Here is a 22,561-nt window from a genome sequence, read left to right on the forward strand (position 1 = left end):
TGCGGTCAGAGCAGGAAGCCCACGCGGTCGCGCACCTGCTCCATCGTCTGCCTGGCCACCGCCGACGCGCGCTCGCCGCCGATCGCGAGCAGCCGGTCGAGCTCCTTCTCGTCGGCGAGCAGCTTCTCCGTGCGCTCCCTGATCGGCGTGAACGTCTCGACCACCGCTTCCGCCACGTCCTTCTTGAACGTGCCGTAGCCCTGGCCCTCGTAGCGGGCCACCAGCTCGGGGATGGGCGTGCCGGTCAGCGCGGACTGGATGCGCAGCAGGTTGGAGATGCCCGGCTTGTTCTCCTCGTCGAACAGCACCTCGGAACCGGTGTCGGTGACCGCGCGCATGACCTTCTTGCGCAGCGGCCCCGGCTGCTCCAGCACGTCGAGGATGCCCGCGGGGCTGGAGGACGACTTCGACATCTTCGACGTCGGGTCCTGGAGGTCGGTGATCTTCTCGACCTCCTTCGGGATGAACGGCTCGGGCAGCGTGAACGTGTCGCCGAAGCGGTGGTTGAAGCGCTGCGCGAGGTCGCGGGTCAGCTCGAGGTGCTGCTTCTGGTCGGCGCCCACGGGAACGCTGTCGGCCTGGTAGAGCAGGATGTCGGCGGCCTGCAGGATCGGGTAGGTGAACAGGCCGACGCTGGCCGCGCTCTCGCCGAACTTGGCCGACTTGTCCTTGAACTGCGTCATCCTGGCCGCCTCGCCCATGCCGGTGAGGCAGATGAGGATCCACGCCAGCTCGGTGTGCTCACGCACGTGCGACTGGACGAAGACCGTCGACCGCTCGGGGTCGAGCCCGGCGGCGAAGAGCTGGGCCGCGGCCACGCGGCTGCGGCGGCGCAGCGCGGCGGGCTCGGTCGGCACCGTGATCGCGTGGAGATCGACCACGCAGTAGAACGCGTCGTGGGTCTCCTGCAACGTGACCCACTGACGGAGCGCACCCAGGTAGTTGCCCAGGTGGAAAGAGTCCGCTGTGGGCTGGATGCCGGAGAGAACACGAGGTCTGGCCATAGCAGGCAATTGTGTCAGGAATCCTGCTCAGGTGCCGACTCGACGGCCGGTCGGCGTTTCACCCTGACGCGGGCGATCCTGCGGCCGTCCAGCTCGGTCACGGCCAGCTCGAAGCCGCTGAACTCCACCCGCTCGCCCACCGCGGGCACGTGGCCCAGCATGGCCATGACGAAGCCGGCCAGCGTCTCGTACGGGCCGTCCGGCAGCCTGATGCCGGTCTCGGTGGCGAAGTCGTTGAGGTTGGTCAGGCCGTCGATCTCGATCTCGCCGGCGGGCAGGACGACGACGTCCTCCTCGATGTCGTACTCGTCCCTGATGTCACCGATCAGCTCCTCCACCAGGTCCTCCATGGTGACGATGCCGGCCGTGCCGCCGTACTCGTCCACCACGATCGCCAGGTGCTGGCCCTCGTCGCGCATCTCGTTGAGCGTGGTGAGCAGGCGCTTGGACGCGGGCACGAACTTGGCCGTCCTGATCGGCACCACCGCGCTGATCGGCTCGGTCCGCCCGATGAGCTCCGGGTCCAGCAGGTCGCGCACGTGGACGAAGCCCACCACCTCGTCGTACGACTCCCGGTAGACGGGGAAGCGCGAGTGCGGCAGTGTGGCGGCCAGCCTGGCGGCCTCGGTCAGCGGCGTGTCGGCGTCCATGAACTCGACCTCGGTACGCGGCAGCATCACCTCCCTGAGCTGCCGTTTCCCGGCGGCGAACACCTCGGCGATGAGCTTGCGCTCGTCGGCGGTCAGGTCGGTGTGTCCCACCACCATGTCGCGCAGCTCCTCGGTGGTGACCTCCTCCCTGTCGGCCGACGGGTTGCCGCCGAGCAGCCGGACCACGAGGTCGGTCGACTTCGACAGCATCCAGATGACCGGGCGCGACAGGGCGGCGATGCGGTCGAGGAAGGGCGCCACGAGGAGCGACAGGCCCTCGGTGCGCTGCAGCGCCAGCCGCTTGGGCGCCAGCTCGCCGAGCACCAGCGACACGTACGAGATCGCCAGCGTCACCAGCACCAGCGCGAGCACGGGCGCGACGGCCTCGGGCACCTGCCAGCTCACGAGCACGGGCTCGAACTGGGCGGCGAGCCGGTCGGCGCCGAACGCGGCCGACAGCATGGTGGCCACGGTCACCCCGATCTGCACGGCCGACAGGAACCTGTTGGGGTCCTGGGCCAGCTTGGCCACCCGCTCGCCGCGCCTGCCCTGCTGGGCGAGCTTGCGCACCTGGCTGTCGCGCAGGGAGACCATGGCTATCTCGGCGGCGGCGAAGAAGCCCCCGATCAGAATGAACAGCAGGACCAGGGCGATGTTGGCCGCGACGGTGTCAAACATGGTGGTTGGCAGCGTACTCGCCGGGTTTCCCGCGTATGCTGAACGGCAAGCCTTACAAAATCAAACATATCTCCACAGGAGTGCACATGAGACTGCTGGTCACCGGAGGGGCCGGATACGTCGGCAGTGTCGTCGCCGCCCAGCTCGTCGAGGCGGGACACGAGGTGACCGTGCTCGACGACCTGTCCACCGGGCACGAGGACGCGGTGCCCGAGGGCGCGCGGTTCGTGCGCACCGACATCGCCGAGGCCGGGCAGGCGCTCGACGGCGTGGACGCGGTGCTGCACTTCGCCGCCAAGTCGCTGGTCGGCGAGTCGGTGCAGCAGCCTGCGCGCTACTGGGCCAACAACCTGGGCGGCACGCTGGCGCTGCTCGACGCCATGCGGGAGCACGGCGTGGGCCGGATCGTGTTCTCCTCGACGGCGGCGACGTACGGGGAGCCCGAGCGCTCGCCCATCGAAGAGAGCGATCCCACGCGCCCGACCAATCCCTACGGCGCGACCAAGCTGGCCGTGGACAGCGCGCTCACCGCGTACGCGGGCCTGCGCGGCCTCGGCGCGGTGAGCCTGCGCTACTTCAACGTGGCCGGCGCCTACGGCCGCTACCGCGAGCGGCACGCGGTCGAGACCCACCTGATCCCCAACGTGCTCAAGGTCGCGACGGGCGAGCGCGAGTCGGTCAGCGTGTTCGGCACCGACTACCCCACGCCCGACGGCACCTGCGTGCGCGACTACATCCACGTCGCCGACCTGGCCAGGGCCCACCTGCTCGCGCTGGAGTCGATCACGCCCGGCCGGCACGAGATCTACAACCTGGGCAGTGGCGCCGGCTTCTCCGTGCAGGAGGTGATCTCGGTCTGCCGCGAGGTCACCGGGCACGAGATCCCGGCGGTGGTCGGCGAGCGGCGGCCCGGCGACCCCGCCGTGCTGGTGGCGTCGTCCGCGAAGATCCAGCGTGAGCTGGGGTGGAAGGCCGAGCGGCCGGCGCTGCGCGACATCGTCGCCGACGCCTGGGGAGCGCTTTCTCGGAAATGACCCTACGCGTGTGCGATCTGTGCTGTGATACGCAAATGTGAGGAGCTTTTCACCAAGGGTCACGCAGCTGCTCTTCGTCACCCTCGTCGTGACGGGCAGCCTCCTGACCGCCGCCGGTGTGGTCTTCGCCACGCCCGGCCCCGTACCGGCCGCCGACCCCGCGCCGAGCGACGAGGCGGCCACTCCGTGACCGGCTGACCCCCGGGACGCGAACGCGCGCCCCCCGCGAAGCGGAAGGCGCGCGTCAGCGAAAGTACGTCAGATGAGGCCGAGGTCCTTGACCGCCTGGCGCTCCTCCGCCAGCTCGCGCACGCTGGCGTCGATGCGCTCGCGGGAGAACGGGTCGATCTCGAGACCCTGGATGATCTCGAACCTGCCGCCGGCCGCACGCACCGGGAAGGACGAGATGAGCCCCTCGGGCACGCCGTAGGAGCCGTCGGAGACCACGGCGGCCGAGGTCCACTCGGTGCCGTTGACCCAGTCGTGGACGTGGTCGATCGCGGCGTTGGCCGCCGAGGCGGCCGAGGACGCGCCGCGCGCCTCGATGATGGCCGCGCCGCGCTTGGCCACGGTCGGGATGAACGTCTCGCGCAGCCAGTCGCCGTCGACCTGCTCGGCCGCGACCTTGCCGCCCACTTCCGCGTGGAACAGGTCGGGGTATTGCGTCGCGGAGTGGTTGCCCCAGATCGTCATGTGCTTGATCTCGGTGACCGGCACCTGGAGCTTGGCCGCGAGCTGCGACAGCGCGCGGTTGTGGTCGAGGCGGGTCATCGCGGTGAAGCGCTCGGCCGGGACGTCGGGAGCGTTCTGCTGGGCGATCAGCGCGTTGGTGTTGGCCGGGTTGCCCACGACCAGGACCTTGATGTCGTCGGCCGCGTGGTCGTTGATGGCCTTGCCCTGCGGGCCGAAGATGCCGCCGTTGGCGCCCAGCAGGTCGCCGCGCTCCATGCCGGCCTTCCTGGGCATGGCGCCGACCAGCAGCGCGACATTGGCGCCGTCGAAGGCCACGTTGGGGTCGTCGGTGATCTCGATGCCGGACAGCAGCGGGAACGCGCAGTCGTCCAGCTCCATCGCGGTGCCCTCGGCCGCCTTCACCGCCGCCGGGATCTCCAGCAGGCTCAGCTTCACCGGCGTGTCGGCGCCGAGCAGCTGCCCCGACGCGATGCGGAACAGCAATGCGTAGCCGATCTGGCCGGCGGCTCCGGTGACGGTCACCTTGACGGGCACCTTGACGGGCTCAGTGGCTGACGACGCCATGGCCTTCCCCTAACTCGCAGCGAGAATCATTGACGTTCGGGATGTTACCCGCTCGTCATCAGCAGGTTTCCATCGCGGGCACCTTGAGCTCCTCCTTGAAGTCGACCCTGCCGAAATAGCTGGTCAGGAGCTGCTCCATGACACCCTTGGCGTACATGTCGGCGATCACGCCCGACACGGCCTTGCACGTCTTGACGTCGCCGTCCTTGATGCCGACCGCGTAGCGCTCGCTGCTGAGCTTGGCGCCGAGGATCTTGAAGCGCTGGTTCTCGCGGGCCGCGAACCCGGCGAGTATCAGGTCCTCGCCGGGCACCGCGCTCACCTTGCCGGTGCGCAGCAGGTCCATGCAGGCGGCGTAGTCGCTGGCCGCGACCGGCTTGACCGGCACGCGGTCCTGGACGGCGCCGACCGACGGGCTGTTGAGCGCGCACACCCGCTTGCCCTTGAGCTCGTCGATGTCGTCGATGTCGCCGGCGCGCACCAGGACGTCCTGGTGGGCCAGGTAGTAGGGCCCGGCGAACTGGGTGTCGCTCCTGTCGATCGAGTACGTCGCCACGACCAGGTCGACCCGGCCCTCGGCCAGCGCGGACGCCCGGTCGTCCCGCCCGACCCTGACGAACGTCGTCTCCCTGGCGCCCAGCTCGGCCGCGATGCGCTTGGCGACGTCGACGTCGAAGCCCTCGAAGGAGCCGCCGTCCTGCAGCCCGATGCCCGGCAGGTCGCCCTTGACCCCGATCACGATCTTCCCGGTCTGGGCCACCTTGTCCACGACCGACGTGGCCGCACCGCCGGAGTCCTGCGGCGGCGGATCGACCTGCTCGAAGAAGGCGAGCGGGCGCCAGCCGTTCGCTAACAGCGCCAGTGCGGCGGCGGCGAGCAGCACGAGCACGGTGGCCACCGCGATCCACAGCCTGGCCCGCCCGCGCCGTGCGGGCGCGGCGGGCCCGGTCGGCGCGTACGGCGCCGCACCCCCCTCCGGCCCCACGCCGCCCGGGTGCTGCCCGGGGCCGGTCGGCGCGTTCTGGAGCGCTGATGCCCCAGCGTGGGGAGCCGTGTGGGGAGCCGCGTGGGGAGCCGGCAGATGCGGGACCTGGGCGCCGGTGTGCGGACCTGGGACGGCCTGCGAGCCCGTGTGGGAGCCGGTCTGGGGGCCGGTTGGAGGGCCGCCGGTCTGAGGGCCGGTCTGGGGGCCGGTCTGGGGGCCGGTCTGGGGGCCGGTCTGGGGGCTCTGCGCGGGCTGGGGGCTCTGCTCGGTCTGGGGGCCGGTCGGGGCGGGCTGGGCCGGGGAGGCGCCCGTCACGCCGGGACGGTCGGTGATCGAACCCGCCGACACCCGCAGGAACGGCGTGGTGTCGTCGCTCGCCACCTGCACGCCCTTGGTCAGCACCGCCGTCGAGGCGCCCGCCGTGGACGACTGGCCGAGCAGCCGCAGCAGGATCTGGTCGGCGGACGGCCGGTCGGCCGGGTTCTTCGCCAGCGCCGAGCTCACCACGCCGCGCAGCGGCTCGGCCATCATGGTGACGTCGACCTCGTGGTTGAGTATGCGGTTGAGCACGACCGCGATCGACTTGCCCTCGAAGGCGACCTGCCCCGTGGCGGCGAACGCGATGGTCGCGCCCCAGGAGAACACGTCGGTGTAGGGCCCGATGTCGTCGCCGGCGATCTGCTCGGGCGCCATGTAGGCGGGCGTGCCGATGGCGCGGCTGGTGATCGTACCGGTGGAGTCGATGATGCGGGCGATGCCGAAGTCGACCACGCGCGGCCCGTCGGCGGCGATCAGCACGTTGTCGGGCTTGAAGTCGCGGTGCACGATCGAGGCGTGGTGGATGGCGGTGAGCGCGGTGGCGGTGCCGATGGCCAGCCGGTCGAGCACGGTGCCGGTGAGCGGCCCGTCGGTCTCGACGATCTCGCGCAGCGGCCGGCCGTCGATGTACTCGCTCGCGATGTACGGCGTGTCACCGTCGAGGTCGGCCTCGATGACCCGCGCCGTGCAGAACGACGCCACCCGCTGCGCCGCCTTCAGCTCCCGCGCGAAGCGCGAGCGCGCGATCGTGTCACCGCTGAACTTGACGTGCAGCAGCTTGATCGCGGCCCGCTCACCCTGGTTGTTGACCCCCAGATAGACGATGCCCTGCCCGCCCTCCCCGACCCGTCCTGACAGCCGGAAGGACCCCAGCTCGGTGGGATCGCCGGCGACCAGCGGCGAGATCTGCGGCATTCGTCATCCCCACGTGTACTGAACCCATCGACGCAAACTTTACGACGCTCAGCAACTTCTCAGGGATCGGTTGAGGCTTAGGTACGTCACGGGTTCGCCTCTTTCCCGCCCCGGCGCCGATCTCCGGCGCCGGGGTTGACGTGGGTCGCGGGTGAGGCCGATCAGTAGGGCAGGCTCCAGGTCGCGAACGCCTTGCGCAGCGAGGGCGCCTTGAACTTGGGATACGCCACCGTACGCGGGTCACCGTCGGAGGTGTAGCGCATGTCCGGGTTCTTCTTCAGCCAGTCGAGCCACGCCTCGGAGCAGAACTGGGCGCAGTCGCCCTTCTTCTCCATGACCTTGATCCTCGGGATGCCGGCCGGGTCGAACGCCTTGCTGAACGGCGCCGGTGCCGGGGTGTAGCCGGCCAGGAACGCGCCCGCGTGCTTGTACGCCTTGCCGCGCAGCGCCCAGTTCTTCTTGTTCGGCTGGTTGCCGTACGGCAGGGCGATGGTGACGGGCTTGACGTACGACAGGGCCTCGATCTCCTTGCCGATCGAGCCGATCTGCTCCTCGACCTCCTTCTGCGAGCGGCCCCGCAGGTTGAAGTGGTCGCGGGTGTGGTTGCCGAGCTCGAAACCGTTGTCCTTGAGCCACAGCAGCGCCTGGGCCTGCTCCTCGCGCACGGTCTTGCCGAACATGTCGCGCGTCACGTAGAAGGTGGCCTTCGGCTTCCAGCCGGGGTGCGCGGCGGCCACCTCCTTCAGGATCGCCACCGCGGTGTCCTTCTGCGGCACGCCCATCGCGTTCAGGGTGAGCTGAGAGGGCGACGAGTCGTCGAACGTCAGCACCACGGGGTGCTTGCCGGCCGGGATGTCGATCTTGCCGGTCACGAGTTCGGCGGCCGAGACGGGCACGTAGCCCTCTTTCACCAGGCGTTCCAGATCGGCCCTGAACTGCTGGGGCGACCGGTCGTCGGTGGTCTGCGGCTTGGGCACGATGCGGTGGAACATCAGCACCGGGATCTGCCCCAGCTCGTTGGCCTTCACCGCGGCGGCCCGCTTCACCTTGGCCGCCCTGTCCGCCTTGGCCTTGGCCGCCGCGTCGACCTTGTTGTTGGTCAGCTTGGCGGTCTCGGGCTGAGAGTCGCAGCCCGTGAGGAGAGCGGCGGCGATGAGCGCCCCCAGCCCACTCAGATAACGCAGTCGCATCCTTACCCCCCGAAACGCGTACGACTGTTCTGAGCTGGCTCTTACCCACGTGATCAACTACGCCACGCCGCCCTCGGGGTCAAGAGCTGGGAAAACGCGCCGGGCCCGACAAAACGACCGGCCCCTGCCGGGGAGGCAGAGGCCGTACGCAGCCGCCGTGGCCCTTCCTGCATGTCACCTCCATGTCACCTCGCGGAGACGCGGCGGCGGAACTCGGCGGTGGCGGTCTGGACCACGCGGTTGAGCTGGTCAAGCTCGTCCTCGGTGGGCTCGCGACGCAGTTCGACGTTGACCGCGAAGTCACCGTCCTTGAGGCTCGCACCGAGGTCGGCGGGCAGATCCTGCGGCAGTCTGCTGTGCACGAACTCCCGGAACGCCTCGGCGACCACCGCGATACGCACGCGCCCGAGAAGCTCCTGGTCGCCGCTGTGTTCGTGTCGAGCGACGTAGATGATGTCGACATGGCGCAGGAGCGTATCGATCACTGCTGACATGCGAGGGTGACGACGGCCCAGGCATGCGAAACGGCCCCCACCATGCGGCGTAGTCGCAGGTAGAGGCCGTTTCCGGCTAGGCCGACATCTTCTTCTTGAGGTTCTCGTCGAGCGCCGCGAGGAAGTCCTGCGTGGTGAGCCACGCGGCGTCGCCGCCGACCAGGAGCGCGAGGTCCTTGGTCATCTGGCCGCTCTCGACGGTCTCGATGCAGACCTGCTCCAGCTTGTCGGCGAAGTCGGTGACGGCGGGGGTGCCGTCGAGCTTGCCGCGGTGGGCCAGGCCACGCGTCCACGCGAAGATCGAGGCGATCGGGTTGGTGGAGGTGGGCTTGCCCTGCTGGTGCTGGCGGTAGTGGCGGGTCACGGTGCCGTGGGCGGCCTCGGCCTCGACGGTCCTGCCGTCGGGGGTCATCAGGACCGAGGTCATCAGGCCGAGGGAGCCGAAGCCCTGCGCGACGGTGTCGGACTGGACGTCGCCGTCGTAGTTCTTCGCGGCCCAGACGTAGCCGCCCTCCCACTTGAGCGCCGCGGCGACCATGTCGTCGATGAGGCGGTGCTCGTAGGTGAGGCCGGCCTTCTCGAAGTCGGCCTTGAACTCGGTCTCGTAGACCTCGGCGAAGATGTCCTTGAAGCGGCCGTCGTAGGCCTTGAGGATGGTGTTCTTCGTGGAGAGGTAGACCGGGTAGTTGCGGGCCAGGCCGTAGCGCATGGAGGCGCGGGCGAAGTCGCGGATCGACTCGTCGAGGTTGTACATCGCCATGGCGACGCCGCCGCCGGGGAAGTCGTACACGTCGAGCTCGATCGGCTCGGAGCCGTCCTTCGGCGTGTACGTCAGGGTCAGCGTGCCCTCACCGGGGATCTTCAGGTCGGTCGCGCGGTACTGGTCGCCGAAGGCGTGACGGCCGACCACGATGGGCTTGGTCCAGCCGGGCACCAGGCGCGGCACGTTGGACATGATGATCGGCTCGCGGAAGATCACGCCGCCGAGGATGTTGCGGATGGTCCCGTTGGGGGACTTCCACATCTTCTTGAGGCCGAACTCCTCGACACGCGCCTCGTCCGGGGTGATGGTGGCGCACTTCACACCGACGCCGTACTTCTTGATGGCGTTCGCGGCGTCGATGGTGACCTGGTCGTCCGTGGCGTCGCGGTGCTCGATGCCGAGGTCGTAGTACTTCAGGTCGACGTCGAGGTAGGGAAGGATCAGCTGGTCCTTGATGAACTGCCAGATGATCCGGGTCATCTCGTCGCCGTCAAGCTCGACGACGGGGCCCTCCACCTTGATCTTGGGCATGCGAATGGTTCCCCTTCAATGAATGGATGCGTTGAGGCTATCGGACCGTCTGGTCACGGGGCGAAAAGGGACAGGATGATCGCTTTCAGCTCGTTGTTACCGAGAAGGAGCGAGGTCAGCACCAGCACGAATCCGAACACGGACAGCGTGATGACGTCGATCTTCTTGCTCCTGAGTGCGAGCTGACCGCCGTAACCGGCGAAACGCAGCGCGGCCGCGATCATGATGACGGCCCCCAGCACGAACCCGCCCCAGCGCGGGTCGGCGATGAACATGGCGAGCACACCGGCGGCCGCACCCACCAGGATCAGCGGGTACGGCCCCCAGGTCTCGCGTTCGGTCCCGTTGCTCAACGCTCTTCTATCGGCTTCCACTTCTGGTCGGTCTCACCGATGTACTCACTGTCGGGGCGGATCAGCCGGTTGTCGGCGTGCTGCTCGATCACGTGAGCCGTCCAGCCTGACATGCGGCTGACGGAGAAGACCGGCGTGAACAGGTCTGTCGGAATGCCAAGGTAGTGGTAAACGGAAGCGGCGTAGAAATCGACGTTGGGATAGAGGCCCTTGGTCTCGAAGACGACCTCCTCCATCTCCTTCGACATCCGGTAATACGTGTCGTCGCCGCCGGCCTCGCCGAGCTCGGCGGACATGCGGCGCAGGTGCGTGGCGCGGGGGTCCTCGGTCTTGTAGACGCGGTGGCCGAAACCCATGATCTTCTCGCCGGCGGCGAGCTTGTCGCGTACGGCCTGGGCGACGCCGCCCGGCGACAGCGACTCCAGTGTCTTCATGACCTGCTCGTTCGCCCCGCCGTGCAGCGGGCCCTTGAGGGTGCCGATGGCGGCGACGATGGCGGAGTGCATGTCCGACAGCGTCGCGGCGCACACGCGGGCGGCGAAGGTGGAGGCGTTCATGGTGTGGTCGGCGTGCAGCACCAGGCACTCGTCGAAGATCTCGACCTCGCGCCGGTCGGGGGTGCGGCCGGTGACCTGGAGCAGGAAGTTGGCGGCGATGCTCAGCGACGGGTCGGGCTCGGGCGCCTCCGAGCCGGTGCGCGCGGCGTGGTAGCGGGCGACGAGCAGCGGTTGCTGGGCCACCAGTCGGGCGGCCTTGCGCAGGTTGGCCTCGGGGTCGATGGAGTCCTTGTCGGCGTCGTCGGCGCCCGCCAGGGAGACCAGCGTGCGCAGCGCCTCCATGGGTTTCTGTTTCTCGGCGATCTCGGCGATGTTCGCGGACACCAGGGCGCCCAGCTCGCGGCCCCGTGCCAGCTCGTCGCCGTAGGCGTCGAGCTGGGAGCGGGTGGGCAGCTTGCCACGTTGGAGCAGGTGCGCGGTCTCCTCGAACGTCGCGCGGCCGGCCAGGTCGTGGATGTCGTATCCACGGTAGAAGAGGCGACCGGCCTTTCCGTCGATGTCGCTCAGCGCTGTGGACGCGGCGACGACATCGGCCAGACCTTTCGTTGGCTTGTCCGCCATGAGTGTTTCCTCCGCTTATCTCCGCCCGAAGTCTACCCGTGAGCAGGCAAAACCGACGGCAAAGGTCCAGACCAATTTCACGACGGATTCTCCTTTCGGCAAAGGAGATTCCGCATCCCCTCGGTTGGGTAAGCCGGAGCTGTAGTAATAGTTACGGCGGGCTACCTGGGGAGGAACTGCCGTGGAGGGGCCGTTCATACGCATCGAGGACACTGGCGAGGTGGTCCCGTTGCGCCCCGAGATCACGACGGTCGGAAGGGGCCGGGGTGTAGACATCCGGCTCACCGACCCCAGCGTGTCTCGACTCCATGCCGAGTTCGTCAGACGAGGACCCTACCTGTATGTCGTCGACCTGGGGCTGTCCAGGAACGGCACGCGGGTGAACGGCAGGCCGATCGCCCGGAGGGTCCTTGACGACGGCGACGTCGTCTCCTTCGGCGCGGCACGCGGCCGGATCGGTGGAGTCCCCCGTGAGGACTTCACCCCCGAGGTCGAGCTGCGCAGGGCGGCGGCACCCGAGCTGACCAGGCGCGAGGTCGATGTGCTGACCTCGCTCTGCCGGCCGGCGCTGTCCGACGAGGCGTTCGTCGCTCCGGCGACGGCACGCGAGATCGCCGACGACCTGGTCGTGACCGAGGCCGCGGTCAAGCAGCATCTGCTGCGGCTCTACCAGAAGTTCAGGATTCCCGAGGGCACCAACCGGCGCACACGGCTGGCCAACGAGGTCGTCGCGCTCGGGCTGGTCCGCCCGACCCCTGTGGTGCCACCGCAGAGGTCGTCGGGAGCCGCACCCGAGCAGGCTTCGGCGGCCGGGCGCAGGGCTTCGTAGTCTCAAGGTTCGCGACCGGGGCCACGGCGAGGGGTTCCGGCAGCGTCGGAACCTGAACATCACCCCCTACGGGGGGCGCGAGCAACGGCGTACGCCCTGCTCAGGGCGGCGCCGCGGCTCGTCGCCGGTCCGACCGGCGACGCAGCCGGGCGCAGCACGCTCTCAGATCACCCTGAACCCGTTGCTGGGCTTGCTGGTCCTGTTCGCCCGGTCCACCGCGACGACGTAGTAGTGGTGGCCGCGCTTGCCTTCGGCGTCCACCCAGCGCAGCTGCCGGTCGCCCGGCACGACGGCGACCAGGTTGCGGGCGTCGTCGAAGGCGCGGGAGTTCGCGGGCCGGTCGAAGCGGAAGACGGCCCACTGGAAGGGCTCGTCCTTCCCGGTGGCCACCGCCCGCACCTCGACCCCGCCGTGGCGGCGCAGCGCGTACGCCACCACCGGCCGCGACGGCGCCCTGCCGCCCGCGAGCCGGGGCAGCACCGGCGCGAGCGCGGGCCGCTGGTAGTGGTCGTTGACCGCGGTCGTGATGGAGGCGAGCCTGTCCACCTTGACGTCGTTGGCGTTGTACCAGATGTCGCCGCCGATCTCGGGGTGGTCGCGGTTGAGCGTCAGGTGCCTGGACAGCTCGTCCGGCGCCTGCCACTCGGCCGCCTGCGCCGGGTCGCCCGCCTTGTACGCCGCCTGCCCGATCCACAGCAGCGTCTTGGTGCCCGCGGCCACGTCGGACCACCACGGCACGAGCTTGGAGTAGTCGGCCGGCGGCTGCCCGATGTACCAGTAGAGCTGCGGCGCGATGTAGTCGAGCCAGCCCTTCTTGACCCAGCCGCGGGTGTCGGCGTGCAGGTTGTCGTACGACTGGCCGCCGTTGGTGTCGGAGCCGAGCGGGTCGGTGCCCTTGTTGCGCCAGATGCCGGACGGGCTGATGCCCCAGGCGATCTCCGGCTTGGCCTTGAGCACGCGCTGCTGCATCTCCTGGACCATGAGGTCCACGTTGTTGCGGCGCCAGGCGGCGAGGTCGGGGAAGCCGGCGCCGTACTCGGCGAACTCTTCCGCGTCGTCGAAGTCGGCGGTGTTGGTCGGGTAGAAGTAGTCGTCGAAGTGCAGGCCGTCGATGTCGTAGCGGGTGACCGCGTCCATCATGGCGTCCTGGCAGAACTTCCTGACCTCGGGCATGCCGGGGTTGTAGTAGAGCTTGCCGCCGAACGGCACGATCCAGTCGGGGTGCTTGCGCCCGGGGTGGTCGGGGTGCAGCTGGGCCGGGTCAGCCTGCATCGAGACGCGGTAGGGGTTGAACCAGGCGTGGAAGGCCAGGCCGCGCTTGTGCGTCTCCTCGACGGCGAACTTGAGCGGGTCGTAGCCGGGGTCCTGGCCCTGGGTGCCGGTGAGATATTGCGACCACGGCTCGTACGGCGACGGCCAGAACGCGTCGGCCGTGGGCCTGATCTGCACGAACACCGAGTTGAGCTTGCGCTGCACGGCCACGTCGAGCCAGGCGAGGTATTCCGCCTTCTGCTGCTCGGCGGTCAGTCCCGGCTTCGACGGCCAGTTGATGTTGACCACCGACGCGATCCACATGCCGCGCATCTGGCGCAGCGGGGGCACGTACCCGGGCTGGGCGAAGGCCGGGAGGGGAACGGCCGATGCGGCGGCGGCGAGAGCGAGACCCTTGAGGAGAGTCCTTCTGCTGGGCATGGGGGGTGCCTCTCGGAAGTGGTTGTATCGAAGGCGACGATGACAGAAAATTACCTTCAGATCAACAACCGTGAAGGAAAATGCCGATGAGCGGTGACCTGTACAGACTGGCGATGACGGTGCTGCATCCGGGGTTCGAGGGGACCTCTGCTCCCGACTGGCTGCGCCGCGCGCTGGGCGAGGGTCTGGGCGGCGTCGTGCTGTTCGCCCGCAACGCCATCGGCGCCGATCTCGTTCGCCAGTTGCGGGCCGAGAACCCGGACGTCGTCGTCGCCATCGACGAGGAGGGCGGCACGGTCACCCGGCTCGAAGTGGCGGACGGCAGCTCCTTCCCCGGCAACAGGGCGCTGGGCGTGGTGGACGACGTGCGGCTCACCGAGCAGGTGGGCCGGCAGATCGGCAGGATGCTCGCCGACCTGGACATCACGCTCGACTACGCGCCCTCCGCCGACGTGAACGCCGACCCGGCCAACCCCGTGATCGGCGTGCGCTCGTTCGGGCCTGCCGCCGAGCTGGTCGCCCGCCACACCGCCGCGTACGTCGAGGGCGTGCAGGGCGCCGGGGTGGCCGCCTGCGCCAAGCACTTCCCCGGGCACGGCGACACGGTCACCGACTCCCACCTGGCCCTGCCCACCGTGCACGCCACCAGGGAGGTGCTCCAGGAGCGCGACCTGCCGCCGTTCCGCGCCGCGATCGAGGCGGGGGTGCGCTCGATCATGTCAGGCCACCTGCTCGTGCCCGCACTCGATCCCGCGGTGCCCGCGACGCTCAGCCGTACCGTGATGACCGAGCTCCTGAGGGGCGAGCTCGGTTTCGACGGGATGCTGGTCACCGACGCGATCGAGATGCGGGCGGTGGCCGCCATGGCGCCGCCCGGCGAGATCGCCGTACGCGCGCTCGCCGCCGGCGTGGACGCCGTCTGCGTCGGCCTGAGCGACGAGCACGGCCTGCGCGAGATCGCGGAGGCGATCGTCGCGGCGGTCCGCGAGGGCCGGCTGGCCGAGGAGCGGCTGGCCGAGGCCGCCGCCCGCGTGCGGGCCCTGTCCACCTGGTACGCCGCCCAGTCCGAGCTGCGCGCCAAGGCCCACGGCGACCTTGACGAGGGCGTCGGCCTGGACGCCGCCCGCCGCGCGCTCACCACGACCGGCGACGGCAGGCTGACGAGCGCCCCGCTGGTCGTCGAGGTCAACACCCGGCTCAACAAGGCCATCGACGCCGACACGCCGACCGGCGTCGCCACCGCGCTGACCGCCCTGCTGCCGGGCACCGCACGGGTACGGCTGGAGCAGGGCGGCGAGCTGCCCGCGTTCGGCGAGCGTCCCGTGGTGCTGGTGGTGCACGACGCGGCCAGACATCCGCAGGTGCGCGACACGGTCGCGCGGGCCCTGGCCGCCCGCCCCGACGCGTTCGTGGTGGACACCGGCGTGCCCGCCACGCCGGAAGGCGGCACGCACGTCCATACGCACGGCATCTCCCGCGTGTCGGCCCAGGCCGCGGCCGAGTGGATGACCCGATGAGCGTCGAGCCGGCGAACCCGGTGGCGTCCGTACGCGCCGTCCTGCCCTCGCTCACCCCCGCCGCGCAGTCGATCGCCCGCCTCATCGTGGACGACCCCGGCCTCGTGGTGCGCAGCACGATCACCGAGTTCAGCGCCGTGTCGGGGACGAGCGAGGCGACGATCGTGCGCACCGCGCGGGCCCTCGGCTTCGCCGGATACTCGCAGATGCGCTTCGCGCTGGCCGCCGCCGTCGCCAAGGAGCCCGAGCGGCTGGTGCCCGGCGACCTCGCGCCCGACGACCCGCTGACCGACGTCATCGCCAAGGTCGCGCGGGCCGAGTCGGAGGCGCTCGCCGACACCGCCGCCCAGCTCGACCCCGACCGGCTCGGCGAGGTCGTCAAGGCCATCTCCGAGGCGCGCAGGATCGACGTGTACGGCGTCGCCGCCTCGGGCCTGGTCGCGACCGACATGTCGCAGAAACTGCTGCGCATCGGCCTGTCCAGCCACCCGTTCAGCGACGCCCACCTCGCGCTGACCAGCGCGGCCCTGCTCCGCGACGGCGACGTCGTGGTGGCGGTGAGCTGCAGCGGCGAGACGCCCGACGTGCTGGTGCCGGCCCGCACCGCCGCAGAGGCGGGCGCCCTGCTGGTGGCCATCACCGACAACCCGCGCTCGTCGCTGGCGGAGCTGGCCGATCACACGCTGGTCTCCGCGGGCCGCGAGACGGCGTTCCGCCCGGGCGCGCTGGCCAGCAGGATCAGCCAGCTCCTCATCGTGGACTGCATCTTCGTCGGGCTGGCGCAGCGGCGCTACGAAACCGCCGAAGCCGCCATCCGCGCCACCAAAGAGGCCACCGACCGCTACCGCAACCGCTAGAACGGGTAACCGGCGATGTCGCCCTGCACCGTGACCCACTGCGTCTCGGTGAAGGCGTCGACGTTGGCGCCCGTGCCGCCGAAGCGGCTGCCGGTGCCCGAGGCGCCCACGCCGCCGAACGGCGCCACCGCCTCGTCGTCCACGGTCTGGTCGTTGATGTGCACGATGCCGGTCGGCACCTGCTCGGCCAGCGCCAGGCCCTTCATGACATCCCTGGTGAGGATGCCGAGCGACAGGCCGTACTCGGAGTCGGCCGCCAGCGCCGCCGCCTCCTCCAGGGTGGCGAACGTGGCGACAGGCGCCACCGGGCCGAACACCTCCTCCGCGTACGCGGGCGCCCGCACCGGCACCTCGGCCAGCACCGTCGGCCGGTAGAACAGCCCCTCGTACGAGCCGCCCGCCGCCAGCCTGGCCCCGGCCGTCACGCTCTCGGTGACCAGGCGGTGCACGCGGTCGCGCTGCCCGGCGTCGATGAGCGGGCCGAGCGCGACCTGACCGGTGGCCGGGTCGCCGACCGGCAGCCCGTCGGCCTTGGCCGCCAGGCGCTCGACGTACTCGGCGGCCACCGACTCGTGCACGAGGTGGCGTCCCGAGGTCATGCAGATCTGGCCCTGGTGGAAGAACGACGCCCACGCGCCCGCCGAGGCCGCGGCGTCCAGGTCGGCGTCGTCGAAGATCACCAGCGCCGAGTTGCCGCCCAGCTCCAGGTGCACCCGCTTGAGCGAGCGGGCCGCCGCCTCGCCGACCTTGCGCCCCGCCGCGGTCGAGCCGGTGAAGGAGATGACGGGGATGTTCGGGTCGGCGACCAGCGCCTGCCCGGCCTCCGGCCCGCCGGGCAGCACGTGCAGCAGTCCAGGAGGCAGCCCCGCCTCCTCGAAGACGCGGGCGATGGCGTAGCCGCCGCAGACGGCGGTGCGCTGGTCGGGCTTGAACACCACCGCGTTGCCCAGCGCCAGGGCAGGGGCGACCGACCTGATGCCGAGGATGAGCGGGAAGTTGAACGGCGCGATCACGCCCACCACGCCGGCCGGCACCCGGCGGGCGAAGCTGAGCCGCTTGCGCGCCGTGGGCAGCATCTCGCCGACCGGCTGGCTGGCCAGCGCCGCCGCCTCGTAGCACTCCTGGGCGGCCACGTGCGTCTCGAACCCGGCCTTGCCCGGCACCCCGCCGGACTCCCTGACGATCCAGTCCTGGATCTCCTGGGCGTGCTCCTCGAACAGCCTGCCCGCGCGGCGCAGCAGGGCGGCCCGCTCCTCGTACGAGGTCGCCGCCCAGGCCCGCTGCTCCTGCCTGGCGCGTACGGCGGCGGCCGCCACGTCCTCGGCGCCGGCCGTGCCCGCCCTGCCCAGCTCGTTGCCCGTCGCGGGCTCGATGACGGGGGCCTCACCGGCCCGCGCGGCCGTCCAGCTCCCGTCGAAGATCGACCCCGTCCACGTCTTCGGGTCTAAGAACGTCATGGTGTGCCTCCTCAGGGCTGGAACCGCGGATCGACCGCCACGGCGACGTCGAGCAGCAGGGGGCTGTCGCGGCCGGGCAGTACGGGCATGATGTCATCGAGGGCCGCGGTCAGCTCGGCGTGCGAGCCGATCGTGACGGCCGGGCAGCCGAGCGACCTGGCCAGCGCGCCCATGTCGATCTCGTCGAACGCCGGCCACGGCGCCTTGCCGCCGCCGTGCTGCTCGGCGAGCCGGTCCATGATCGCGTACCTGCCGTTGGCCAGCACCACGAACAGGGCGCCCACCCGGTAGTGGGCGGCGCTCCACAGGGCGTGCAGGCCGTAGAGCGCGGAGCCGTCGCCGACCACGGCCACCACCGGCCGGTCGGGCAGCGCCATCTTCAGCCCCACGGCGGCGGGCAGCGCGAACCCGAGCCCGCCCATCGCGGCCGACAGGAAGCCGAGCGAGGTCCTGGCGGGGACGAGGCGGTGCAGGTCGGGGCGGGCCGAGGGAGTCTCCTCGATGAGCGCGGCGTCGGCGGGCAGCCGCAGCGCCAGCTCGCGCAGCACGTCGGCGGGCTGGAGCGGGCCGTTCGTGGTGTGCTCCTGTGCTTCAGGCCGGTTGCTCGTGGCGCGTGGCCGCTGCGGGAGCAGGGCGGTCAGGCGGGCGCAGACGGCTTGCGGCGCGGCCAGGACGGCCAGGTCGGCCGGGCTGCGGTGGGCCTCGGCCGGATCGTCGGTGACCAGCGCGACGGCGGTGCCGGGCGGCACCAGCGGCCCCGGCACGTACGGATACTGGCGGAACACCGGCGCCCCCACGGCCAGCACCACGTCGTACGCCGCCAGCCGCTCCCGCAGCCTGGCCCGGTCGGCGGGCAGCACGCCGGCGTACTGGGGATGGTCCTGGGGAAACCCGGCCCGGCCGCCGAACGACTCCTGGTGCACCGGGCACCCCAGCCGCTCGGCCAGCGCCACTAGCGCGTCCCACCCGTCGCGCACCCCCGCGCCCGCCACGATCGCCGGCCTCTCGGCCCCGGCCAGCAGCTCCACCAACGGGCCCAGCTCGGCGTCCACCACCGACGCGGGCCGCACGAGCCTGGCCGGCGCGGCCATGATCTCCCCTTCGAAGGGCGCGTCCCAGTCGTCCAACGGCACCACGACCAGCGCGGGCCCCCGGTGGGTGCGCGCCTCGTGCACGGCCCTGGCGACCGCTCCTGGCACGTCCTGGGCGCGTACGGGCTGGTCGACCCGTACCGGATAGTCGCCCGCCAGCCCCGCGAGCCGCCCGGTCAGGAACGGCTCAAGCGCCAGGTGCCGGCGGTCCTGCTGCCCGACGAGCACGACGAGCGGCGCCCGGTTCTCGCGCGCGGTCGCGATGGCGCCGACGGCGTTGCCCAGCCCGGCGGTGGTGTGCAGCACGGCGAGCGCGGGCGCGTCGCGCCCGATCGCCCAGCCGGTGGCCATGCCGACGACCGAGCCCTCGTGCAGGGCCAGCACGAAGCGCAGGTCGTCGGGCAGTCCCGTGAGCAGCGCCACCTCGGTGGAGCCCGGGTTGCAGAACAGCGTGGTCAGCCCGTGGCGGCGCAGCACGTCGAAGACGGCGTCCTTGACGGTGGTCATCGTTCTCCCCTCGCCCGCTGGATCTGCCGGTAGACGTGCCCGCGCAGCTCGCCGAAACGCGGCAGCGACCGGGTGGTGAGCTGGTCGCGTTCCGGCGGCAGGTCGATCTTGAGGTCCTCCATGACCGTGGTCGGGGACGATGAGAGCACGATCACGCGCCGGCCGAGGTAGACGGCCTCGTCGATGTCGTGGGTGACGAAGAGCGTGGTGACGCCGAGGTCGCGCCACAACCGCAGGATGAGGTCCTCCAGGTCCGCCCTGGTCTGGGCGTCCACGGCGGCGAACGGCTCGTCCATGAGCAGCACCTGCGGCTCGTACGCGACCGCCCGCGCGATCGCCACCCGCTGCTGCATGCCGCCGGACAGCTGCCAGGGATGCGCGTCAGCGGCGTCGGACAGCCCGACCGCCGCCAGCGACTCGGCGACCAGCTCCCGCCGCCTGGCCGCGGGCAGCCGCTTCTCCTTCAGCGGCAGCTCGACGTTCTGGCGCACGGTCATCCAGGGGAAGAGGCTGCGGGCGTACTCCTGGAAGACCACGGCCATGCGCGGCGGCGGGCCCGTCACCTGCACGCCGGCCACCCGCACCTCGCCGCCGGTCGGCGGCAGCAGCCCGGCCACGCAGCGCAGCAGCGTCGTCTTGCCGCAGCCCGACGGGCCGACCACGCAGACCAGCTCCCCCGCGCCGACCTCGAACGTCACCTCGCCGATCGCCTCGACCCTGCGACCGGGGCTCGCGTAGACCTTGTGCAGGCCGGAGATCTCAAGCACGGGCCGCTCCACCCCCGTGGTACCAGGCCAGCACCCGTCGCTCCACCACGCGGAACAGCGCCGACAGCCCGAGGCCCAGCAGCCCGAGCAGCAGGATGCCGCTCCACATCTCGGCGATCTGGAACTGCCGCTGGAACAGCACGATCGTGAACCCGAGGCCGCTGGAGCTGGCGAACATCTCGCTGATGACCATGAGGATGATGCCGATCGACAGCGCCTGCCGCAGCCCGGTCATGATCTGCGGGCTCGCGCCGCGCAGCACGAAACGCCGCATCCTGGAGGCGCCGCGCACGCCGTACATGCGGCAGGTGTCGGCGAGCACCTCGTCCAGCGCGCGGACGCCCTCCACGGTGTTGAGCAGGATCGGCCAGAGGCAGCCCGAGACGATGACCAGCACCTTCATCGGCGTGTCGATGCCCGCCAGCAGCATGATCAACGGCACCAGCACCGGCGGCGGGATCGCGCGGAAGAACTCCAGCACCGGCTCCAGCGTCGCCCGCAGCCGCCGCGACAGCCCGATGGGCACGCCCAGGCCGACGCCGAGCAGCCCGGCCACGGCGTAGCCCGCGAGCAGCCGGCCGACCGACGGCAGCACGTCCTCGGTCAGCCGCTCGGAGAACCACGTCTCGGCGAACGCCCGGCCCACCGCGGCCGGCCCCGGCAGGTAGAACGTCGCCCCGCCGACCGCCCACCAGGCCAGCACCAGCAGCGCGGGCAGCGCCAGCAGCCTGATCACCTTCACGCGGCCACCTCCGAGCGCACGGCGGGATGCCAGGCCAGCACCCGGCGCTCCAGCAGCCGTACGGCCGCGTTGACCGCGATGCCGACCAGGCCGGACAGCACGATCAGCGCGTACACGGCCGGCACCGCGCCGCTGCTCTGCGCGACCTGGATCTCCGCGCCCAGCCCAGGGCTGCCGATGACCAGCTCCGCCGTCACCGCCAGGATGAACGCCACCGCCGCCGCCAGCCTGAGTCCGGTCATGACGTACGGCAGCGCGGTCGGCCACACCAGGTGCCTGATGCGCGACCAGGCCGACAATCCGTACGACCTGGCCGTGTCGTAGGCGACCGCGTCCACGGCGGCGACGCCGTACAGGACCTGGATGAGCACCTGCCAGAACGCGGCGTAGACGACGAGCAGCAGCGTCGAGCCCAGCGAGGGCCCGAACAGCAGCGTCGCCAGCGGCACCAGCGCGACCGACGGGATCGGCCGCAGGAACTCCACCGTCGAGTTCGTCAGCGCGCGCAGCCCCGGCACCACGCCGATCAGCACGCCCGCGCCGACCGCCGCGCAGAACGCCAGCGCCAGCCCGATCGCCCAGCCGCGCAGGGTCTCGGCCAGCGCGATCCACAGCTCGGCGGTGGCGAGCTGCCCGGCCAGCGTGCCGAGGATGACCGTGGCGGGCGGCAGGAACCGCTCGTCCACCAGGCCCAGCCTGGGCACCGCCTCCGCCAGGAGCAGCAGCCCGGTCAGGCCCGCGGCGCCGTACGCGAGCCGGGCGGGCAGGCCGGTCGGACCCGCGGCGCCGTGCCCGAGCCTGGCGGGCAGGCCGGTCGGACCCGCGGCGCCGTGCCCGAGCCTGGCGCCCCTCACGGCACCAGCTCCGAGACGTCCACCTCGTCCTGCAGCACCCCGTCGGCCAGCGCCAGGTCCGCGATGGTCTGCACGGACGCCCTGTTCACCTCGACCGGCCACTTCGGCAGCTTGATCTGTGCGATCACCTCAGGCGCGATCTTCGTGTACGTCTTCAGCACCTCGCGCACCTCGTCGGGGTGGCCGTCGGCGTACTCCAGGGACCTGCGCATCGCGGCGGTGAAGCGGCGGGTCAGGTCGGCGTCGGTGCGGCCGGTGGTGAAGTACATGGCCACGGTCAGGTCGGGGGCGGCGTCGGCGAAGTTCCACGCCACCGGGCGGGCACCCTGGCTGATGGCCTGGCTGACGAACGGCTCGACCACCCAGATCGCGTCCACCCGGTCGCCCTGCAGCGCGGCGGGCGCGTCGGGGAAGGGCAGCTCGACGAACTCGATGCCGCTCGGATCGCCGCCGGCCTTGCGCACGGACGCGCGTACGGTCGTGTCGCCGATGTTCTTGAGCTGGTTGACCGAGATCTTCTTGCCCGCCAGGTCCTTGGCCGTCCTGATCGGGCTGTCCGGCTTGACCAGCACCGCGCTGAAGTCCTCGCCCTGCTCGCCCGTCGAGGAGACGCCGTTCGCCACCACCTTCACGTCCAGGCCCTGCTGCTTGGCGGTCAGCAGCGACGTGGTGTTGCCGAAGGCGAACTGGAACTGCCCGCTCACCACCCCCGACACCGAGGCGGCGCCGCCCGCGACCGGGGTGATGGTGAGGTCTATGCCCTGCTCGGTGAAGAAGCCCTTGGCCTTGCCGAGGTGGATCGGCGCGGTGTCGACGATGGCGATGACGCCCGCGTTGACCTTGGCGGGGCCGGTGCCGGTGGATTCTCCGGCCGGTTCTGAGGTGCCACAGGCTGTCACGAGTGCGGCGGTGCAGGTGAGGATCACAAGAGCGCGACGCACGACTGCTCCTCTTTCTG

20 protein-coding genes are annotated in these 22,561 nt (G+C 70.9%); 4 read left to right on the top strand and 16 right to left on the bottom strand.

What is annotated here, in order from left to right:
- Positions 1-5: 5 nt before the first annotated feature.
- Both trpS and ACFFR3_RS05170 read right to left on the bottom strand, forming a co-directional pair.
- Entirely contained in the window at positions 6-1,004 is a 999-nt protein-coding gene (gene trpS / locus ACFFR3_RS05165; protein WP_345396061.1) for a tryptophan--tRNA ligase, read from the bottom strand.
- A 14-nt stretch (positions 1,005-1,018) separates the two neighbouring features.
- Positions 1,019-2,332, bottom strand: coding sequence for a hemolysin family protein (locus ACFFR3_RS05170; protein WP_345396058.1), 1,314 nt, complete (start codon positions 2,330-2,332; stop codon positions 1,019-1,021).
- A gap of 86 nt (positions 2,333-2,418) precedes the next feature.
- On the opposite strand from ACFFR3_RS05170, the gene galE reads away from it, so the two are divergent.
- The gene (gene galE, locus ACFFR3_RS05175; RefSeq protein WP_345396055.1) at positions 2,419-3,366 is read left to right on the top strand and encodes a UDP-glucose 4-epimerase GalE; all 948 of its coding nucleotides are present in this window, start codon (positions 2,419-2,421) and stop codon (positions 3,364-3,366) included.
- Positions 3,367-3,624: 258 nt separating this feature from the next.
- On the opposite strand, the gene ACFFR3_RS05180 is transcribed toward galE, so the two are convergent.
- The 7 genes from ACFFR3_RS05180 to ACFFR3_RS05210 form a co-directional block, all read right to left on the bottom strand.
- Positions 3,625-4,623 (bottom strand): malate dehydrogenase, encoded by a 999-nt coding sequence (locus ACFFR3_RS05180; RefSeq protein ID WP_345396052.1) that lies wholly within the window; start codon positions 4,621-4,623, stop codon positions 3,625-3,627.
- Positions 4,624-4,681: 58 nt separating this feature from the next.
- Positions 4,682-6,841, bottom strand: coding sequence for a serine/threonine-protein kinase (locus ACFFR3_RS05185; RefSeq protein WP_379482668.1), 2,160 nt, complete (start codon positions 6,839-6,841; stop codon positions 4,682-4,684).
- A 161-nt stretch (positions 6,842-7,002) separates the two neighbouring features.
- Positions 7,003-8,031 (bottom strand): polysaccharide deacetylase family protein, encoded by a 1,029-nt coding sequence (locus ACFFR3_RS05190; protein ID WP_379482669.1) that lies wholly within the window; start codon positions 8,029-8,031, stop codon positions 7,003-7,005.
- 185 nt (positions 8,032-8,216) lie between these two features.
- A complete protein-coding gene (locus ACFFR3_RS05195; RefSeq protein WP_379482670.1) occupies positions 8,217-8,516 on the bottom strand; it encodes a hypothetical protein in 300 nt (99 codons plus the stop codon).
- 85 nt (positions 8,517-8,601) lie between these two features.
- On the bottom strand, positions 8,602-9,819 hold the full coding sequence (locus ACFFR3_RS05200; RefSeq protein WP_364364854.1) for an NADP-dependent isocitrate dehydrogenase: 1,218 nt from the start codon (positions 9,817-9,819) through the stop codon (positions 8,602-8,604).
- A gap of 53 nt (positions 9,820-9,872) precedes the next feature.
- Positions 9,873-10,172 (bottom strand): DUF3017 domain-containing protein, encoded by a 300-nt coding sequence (locus ACFFR3_RS05205; RefSeq protein ID WP_364364851.1) that lies wholly within the window; start codon positions 10,170-10,172, stop codon positions 9,873-9,875.
- Positions 10,169-11,290 (bottom strand): citrate/2-methylcitrate synthase, encoded by a 1,122-nt coding sequence (locus ACFFR3_RS05210; protein WP_379482671.1) that lies wholly within the window; start codon positions 11,288-11,290, stop codon positions 10,169-10,171. The genes ACFFR3_RS05205 and ACFFR3_RS05210 overlap by 4 nt, the downstream gene beginning before the upstream one ends.
- Before the next feature lie 181 nt (positions 11,291-11,471).
- Here ACFFR3_RS05210 and ACFFR3_RS05215 point away from each other — a divergent pair, with 181 nt between their 5' ends.
- Positions 11,472-12,119, top strand: coding sequence for an FHA domain-containing protein (locus tag ACFFR3_RS05215; protein ID WP_345396031.1), 648 nt, complete (start codon positions 11,472-11,474; stop codon positions 12,117-12,119).
- Positions 12,120-12,281: 162 nt separating this feature from the next.
- On the opposite strand, the gene ACFFR3_RS05220 is transcribed toward ACFFR3_RS05215, so the two are convergent.
- Positions 12,282-13,811 carry a glycoside hydrolase family 10-like protein gene (locus ACFFR3_RS05220; protein ID WP_345396028.1) on the bottom strand — a complete coding sequence of 510 codons (1,530 nt, stop codon included), beginning with the start codon at positions 13,809-13,811 and terminating at the stop codon, positions 12,282-12,284.
- A gap of 86 nt (positions 13,812-13,897) precedes the next feature.
- Here ACFFR3_RS05220 and ACFFR3_RS05225 point away from each other — a divergent pair, with 86 nt between their 5' ends.
- Complete coding sequence (locus ACFFR3_RS05225; RefSeq protein ID WP_345396025.1) at positions 13,898-15,328, top strand: glycoside hydrolase family 3 N-terminal domain-containing protein; 1,431 nt, start codon at positions 13,898-13,900, stop codon at positions 15,326-15,328.
- On the top strand, positions 15,325-16,185 hold the full coding sequence (locus tag ACFFR3_RS05230) for a MurR/RpiR family transcriptional regulator (RefSeq protein ID WP_364364839.1): 861 nt from the start codon (positions 15,325-15,327) through the stop codon (positions 16,183-16,185). Before ACFFR3_RS05225 ends, ACFFR3_RS05230 begins: the two co-directional genes overlap by 4 nt.
- Here the strand turns inward: ACFFR3_RS05230 and ACFFR3_RS05235 are convergent.
- The 6 genes from ACFFR3_RS05235 to ACFFR3_RS05260 are packed head-to-tail and all read right to left on the bottom strand — an operon-like array spanning position 16,182 to position 22,544.
- Positions 16,182-17,642 carry a benzaldehyde dehydrogenase gene (locus tag ACFFR3_RS05235; protein ID WP_364364836.1) on the bottom strand — a complete coding sequence of 487 codons (1,461 nt, stop codon included), beginning with the start codon at positions 17,640-17,642 and terminating at the stop codon, positions 16,182-16,184. The two genes, ACFFR3_RS05230 and ACFFR3_RS05235, sit on opposite strands and share 4 nt — an antisense overlap.
- A gap of 11 nt (positions 17,643-17,653) precedes the next feature.
- Positions 17,654-19,240 carry a thiamine pyrophosphate-dependent enzyme gene (locus tag ACFFR3_RS05240; RefSeq protein ID WP_379482672.1) on the bottom strand — a complete coding sequence of 529 codons (1,587 nt, stop codon included), beginning with the start codon at positions 19,238-19,240 and terminating at the stop codon, positions 17,654-17,656.
- Entirely contained in the window at positions 19,237-20,007 is a 771-nt protein-coding gene (locus tag ACFFR3_RS05245) for an ABC transporter ATP-binding protein (protein WP_345409530.1), read from the bottom strand. The genes ACFFR3_RS05240 and ACFFR3_RS05245 overlap by 4 nt, the downstream gene beginning before the upstream one ends.
- A complete protein-coding gene (locus ACFFR3_RS05250) occupies positions 20,000-20,749 on the bottom strand; it encodes an ABC transporter permease (RefSeq protein WP_364364830.1) in 750 nt (249 codons plus the stop codon). The genes ACFFR3_RS05245 and ACFFR3_RS05250 overlap by 8 nt, the downstream gene beginning before the upstream one ends.
- Positions 20,746-21,603 (bottom strand): ABC transporter permease, encoded by an 858-nt coding sequence (locus ACFFR3_RS05255; RefSeq protein ID WP_345396013.1) that lies wholly within the window; start codon positions 21,601-21,603, stop codon positions 20,746-20,748. The genes ACFFR3_RS05250 and ACFFR3_RS05255 overlap by 4 nt, the downstream gene beginning before the upstream one ends.
- Positions 21,600-22,544, bottom strand: a complete 945-nt coding sequence (locus ACFFR3_RS05260) for an ABC transporter substrate-binding protein (protein WP_379482673.1) — start codon at positions 22,542-22,544, stop codon at positions 21,600-21,602. Before ACFFR3_RS05260 ends, ACFFR3_RS05255 begins: the two co-directional genes overlap by 4 nt.
- Positions 22,545-22,561 lie beyond the last annotated feature (17 nt).

This window comes from Nonomuraea salmonea (genome assembly GCF_042428605.1).
GTDB classification, from domain to species: Bacteria; Actinomycetota; Actinomycetes; order Streptosporangiales; family Streptosporangiaceae; genus Nonomuraea; species Nonomuraea salmonea.

Coding starts and splice junctions, on each gene's coding strand:
- ACFFR3_RS05235 (WP_364364836.1), bottom strand. CDS start 17,642: ATGACGTTCTTAGACCCGAAGACGTGGACGGGGTCGATCTTCGACGGG.
- ACFFR3_RS05210 (WP_379482671.1), bottom strand. CDS start 11,290: ATGGCGGACAAGCCAACGAAAGGTCTGGCCGATGTCGTCGCCGCGTCC.
- ACFFR3_RS05240 (WP_379482672.1), bottom strand. CDS start 19,240: ATGACCACCGTCAAGGACGCCGTCTTCGACGTGCTGCGCCGCCACGGG.
- ACFFR3_RS05220 (WP_345396028.1), bottom strand. CDS start 13,811: ATGCCCAGCAGAAGGACTCTCCTCAAGGGTCTCGCTCTCGCCGCCGCC.
- ACFFR3_RS05185 (WP_379482668.1), bottom strand. CDS start 6,841: ATGCCGCAGATCTCGCCGCTGGTCGCCGGCGATCCCACCGAGCTGGGG.
- ACFFR3_RS05180 (WP_345396052.1), bottom strand. CDS start 4,623: ATGGCGTCGTCAGCCACTGAGCCCGTCAAGGTGCCCGTCAAGGTGACC.
- trpS (WP_345396061.1), bottom strand. CDS start 1,004: ATGGCCAGACCTCGTGTTCTCTCCGGCATCCAGCCCACAGCGGACTCT.
- ACFFR3_RS05170 (WP_345396058.1), bottom strand. CDS start 2,332: ATGTTTGACACCGTCGCGGCCAACATCGCCCTGGTCCTGCTGTTCATT.
- ACFFR3_RS05190 (WP_379482669.1), bottom strand. CDS start 8,031: ATGCGACTGCGTTATCTGAGTGGGCTGGGGGCGCTCATCGCCGCCGCT.
- galE (WP_345396055.1), top strand. CDS start 2,419: ATGAGACTGCTGGTCACCGGAGGGGCCGGATACGTCGGCAGTGTCGTC.
- ACFFR3_RS05225 (WP_345396025.1), top strand. CDS start 13,898: ATGAGCGGTGACCTGTACAGACTGGCGATGACGGTGCTGCATCCGGGG.
- ACFFR3_RS05200 (WP_364364854.1), bottom strand. CDS start 9,819: ATGCCCAAGATCAAGGTGGAGGGCCCCGTCGTCGAGCTTGACGGCGAC.
- ACFFR3_RS05230 (WP_364364839.1), top strand. CDS start 15,325: ATGAGCGTCGAGCCGGCGAACCCGGTGGCGTCCGTACGCGCCGTCCTG.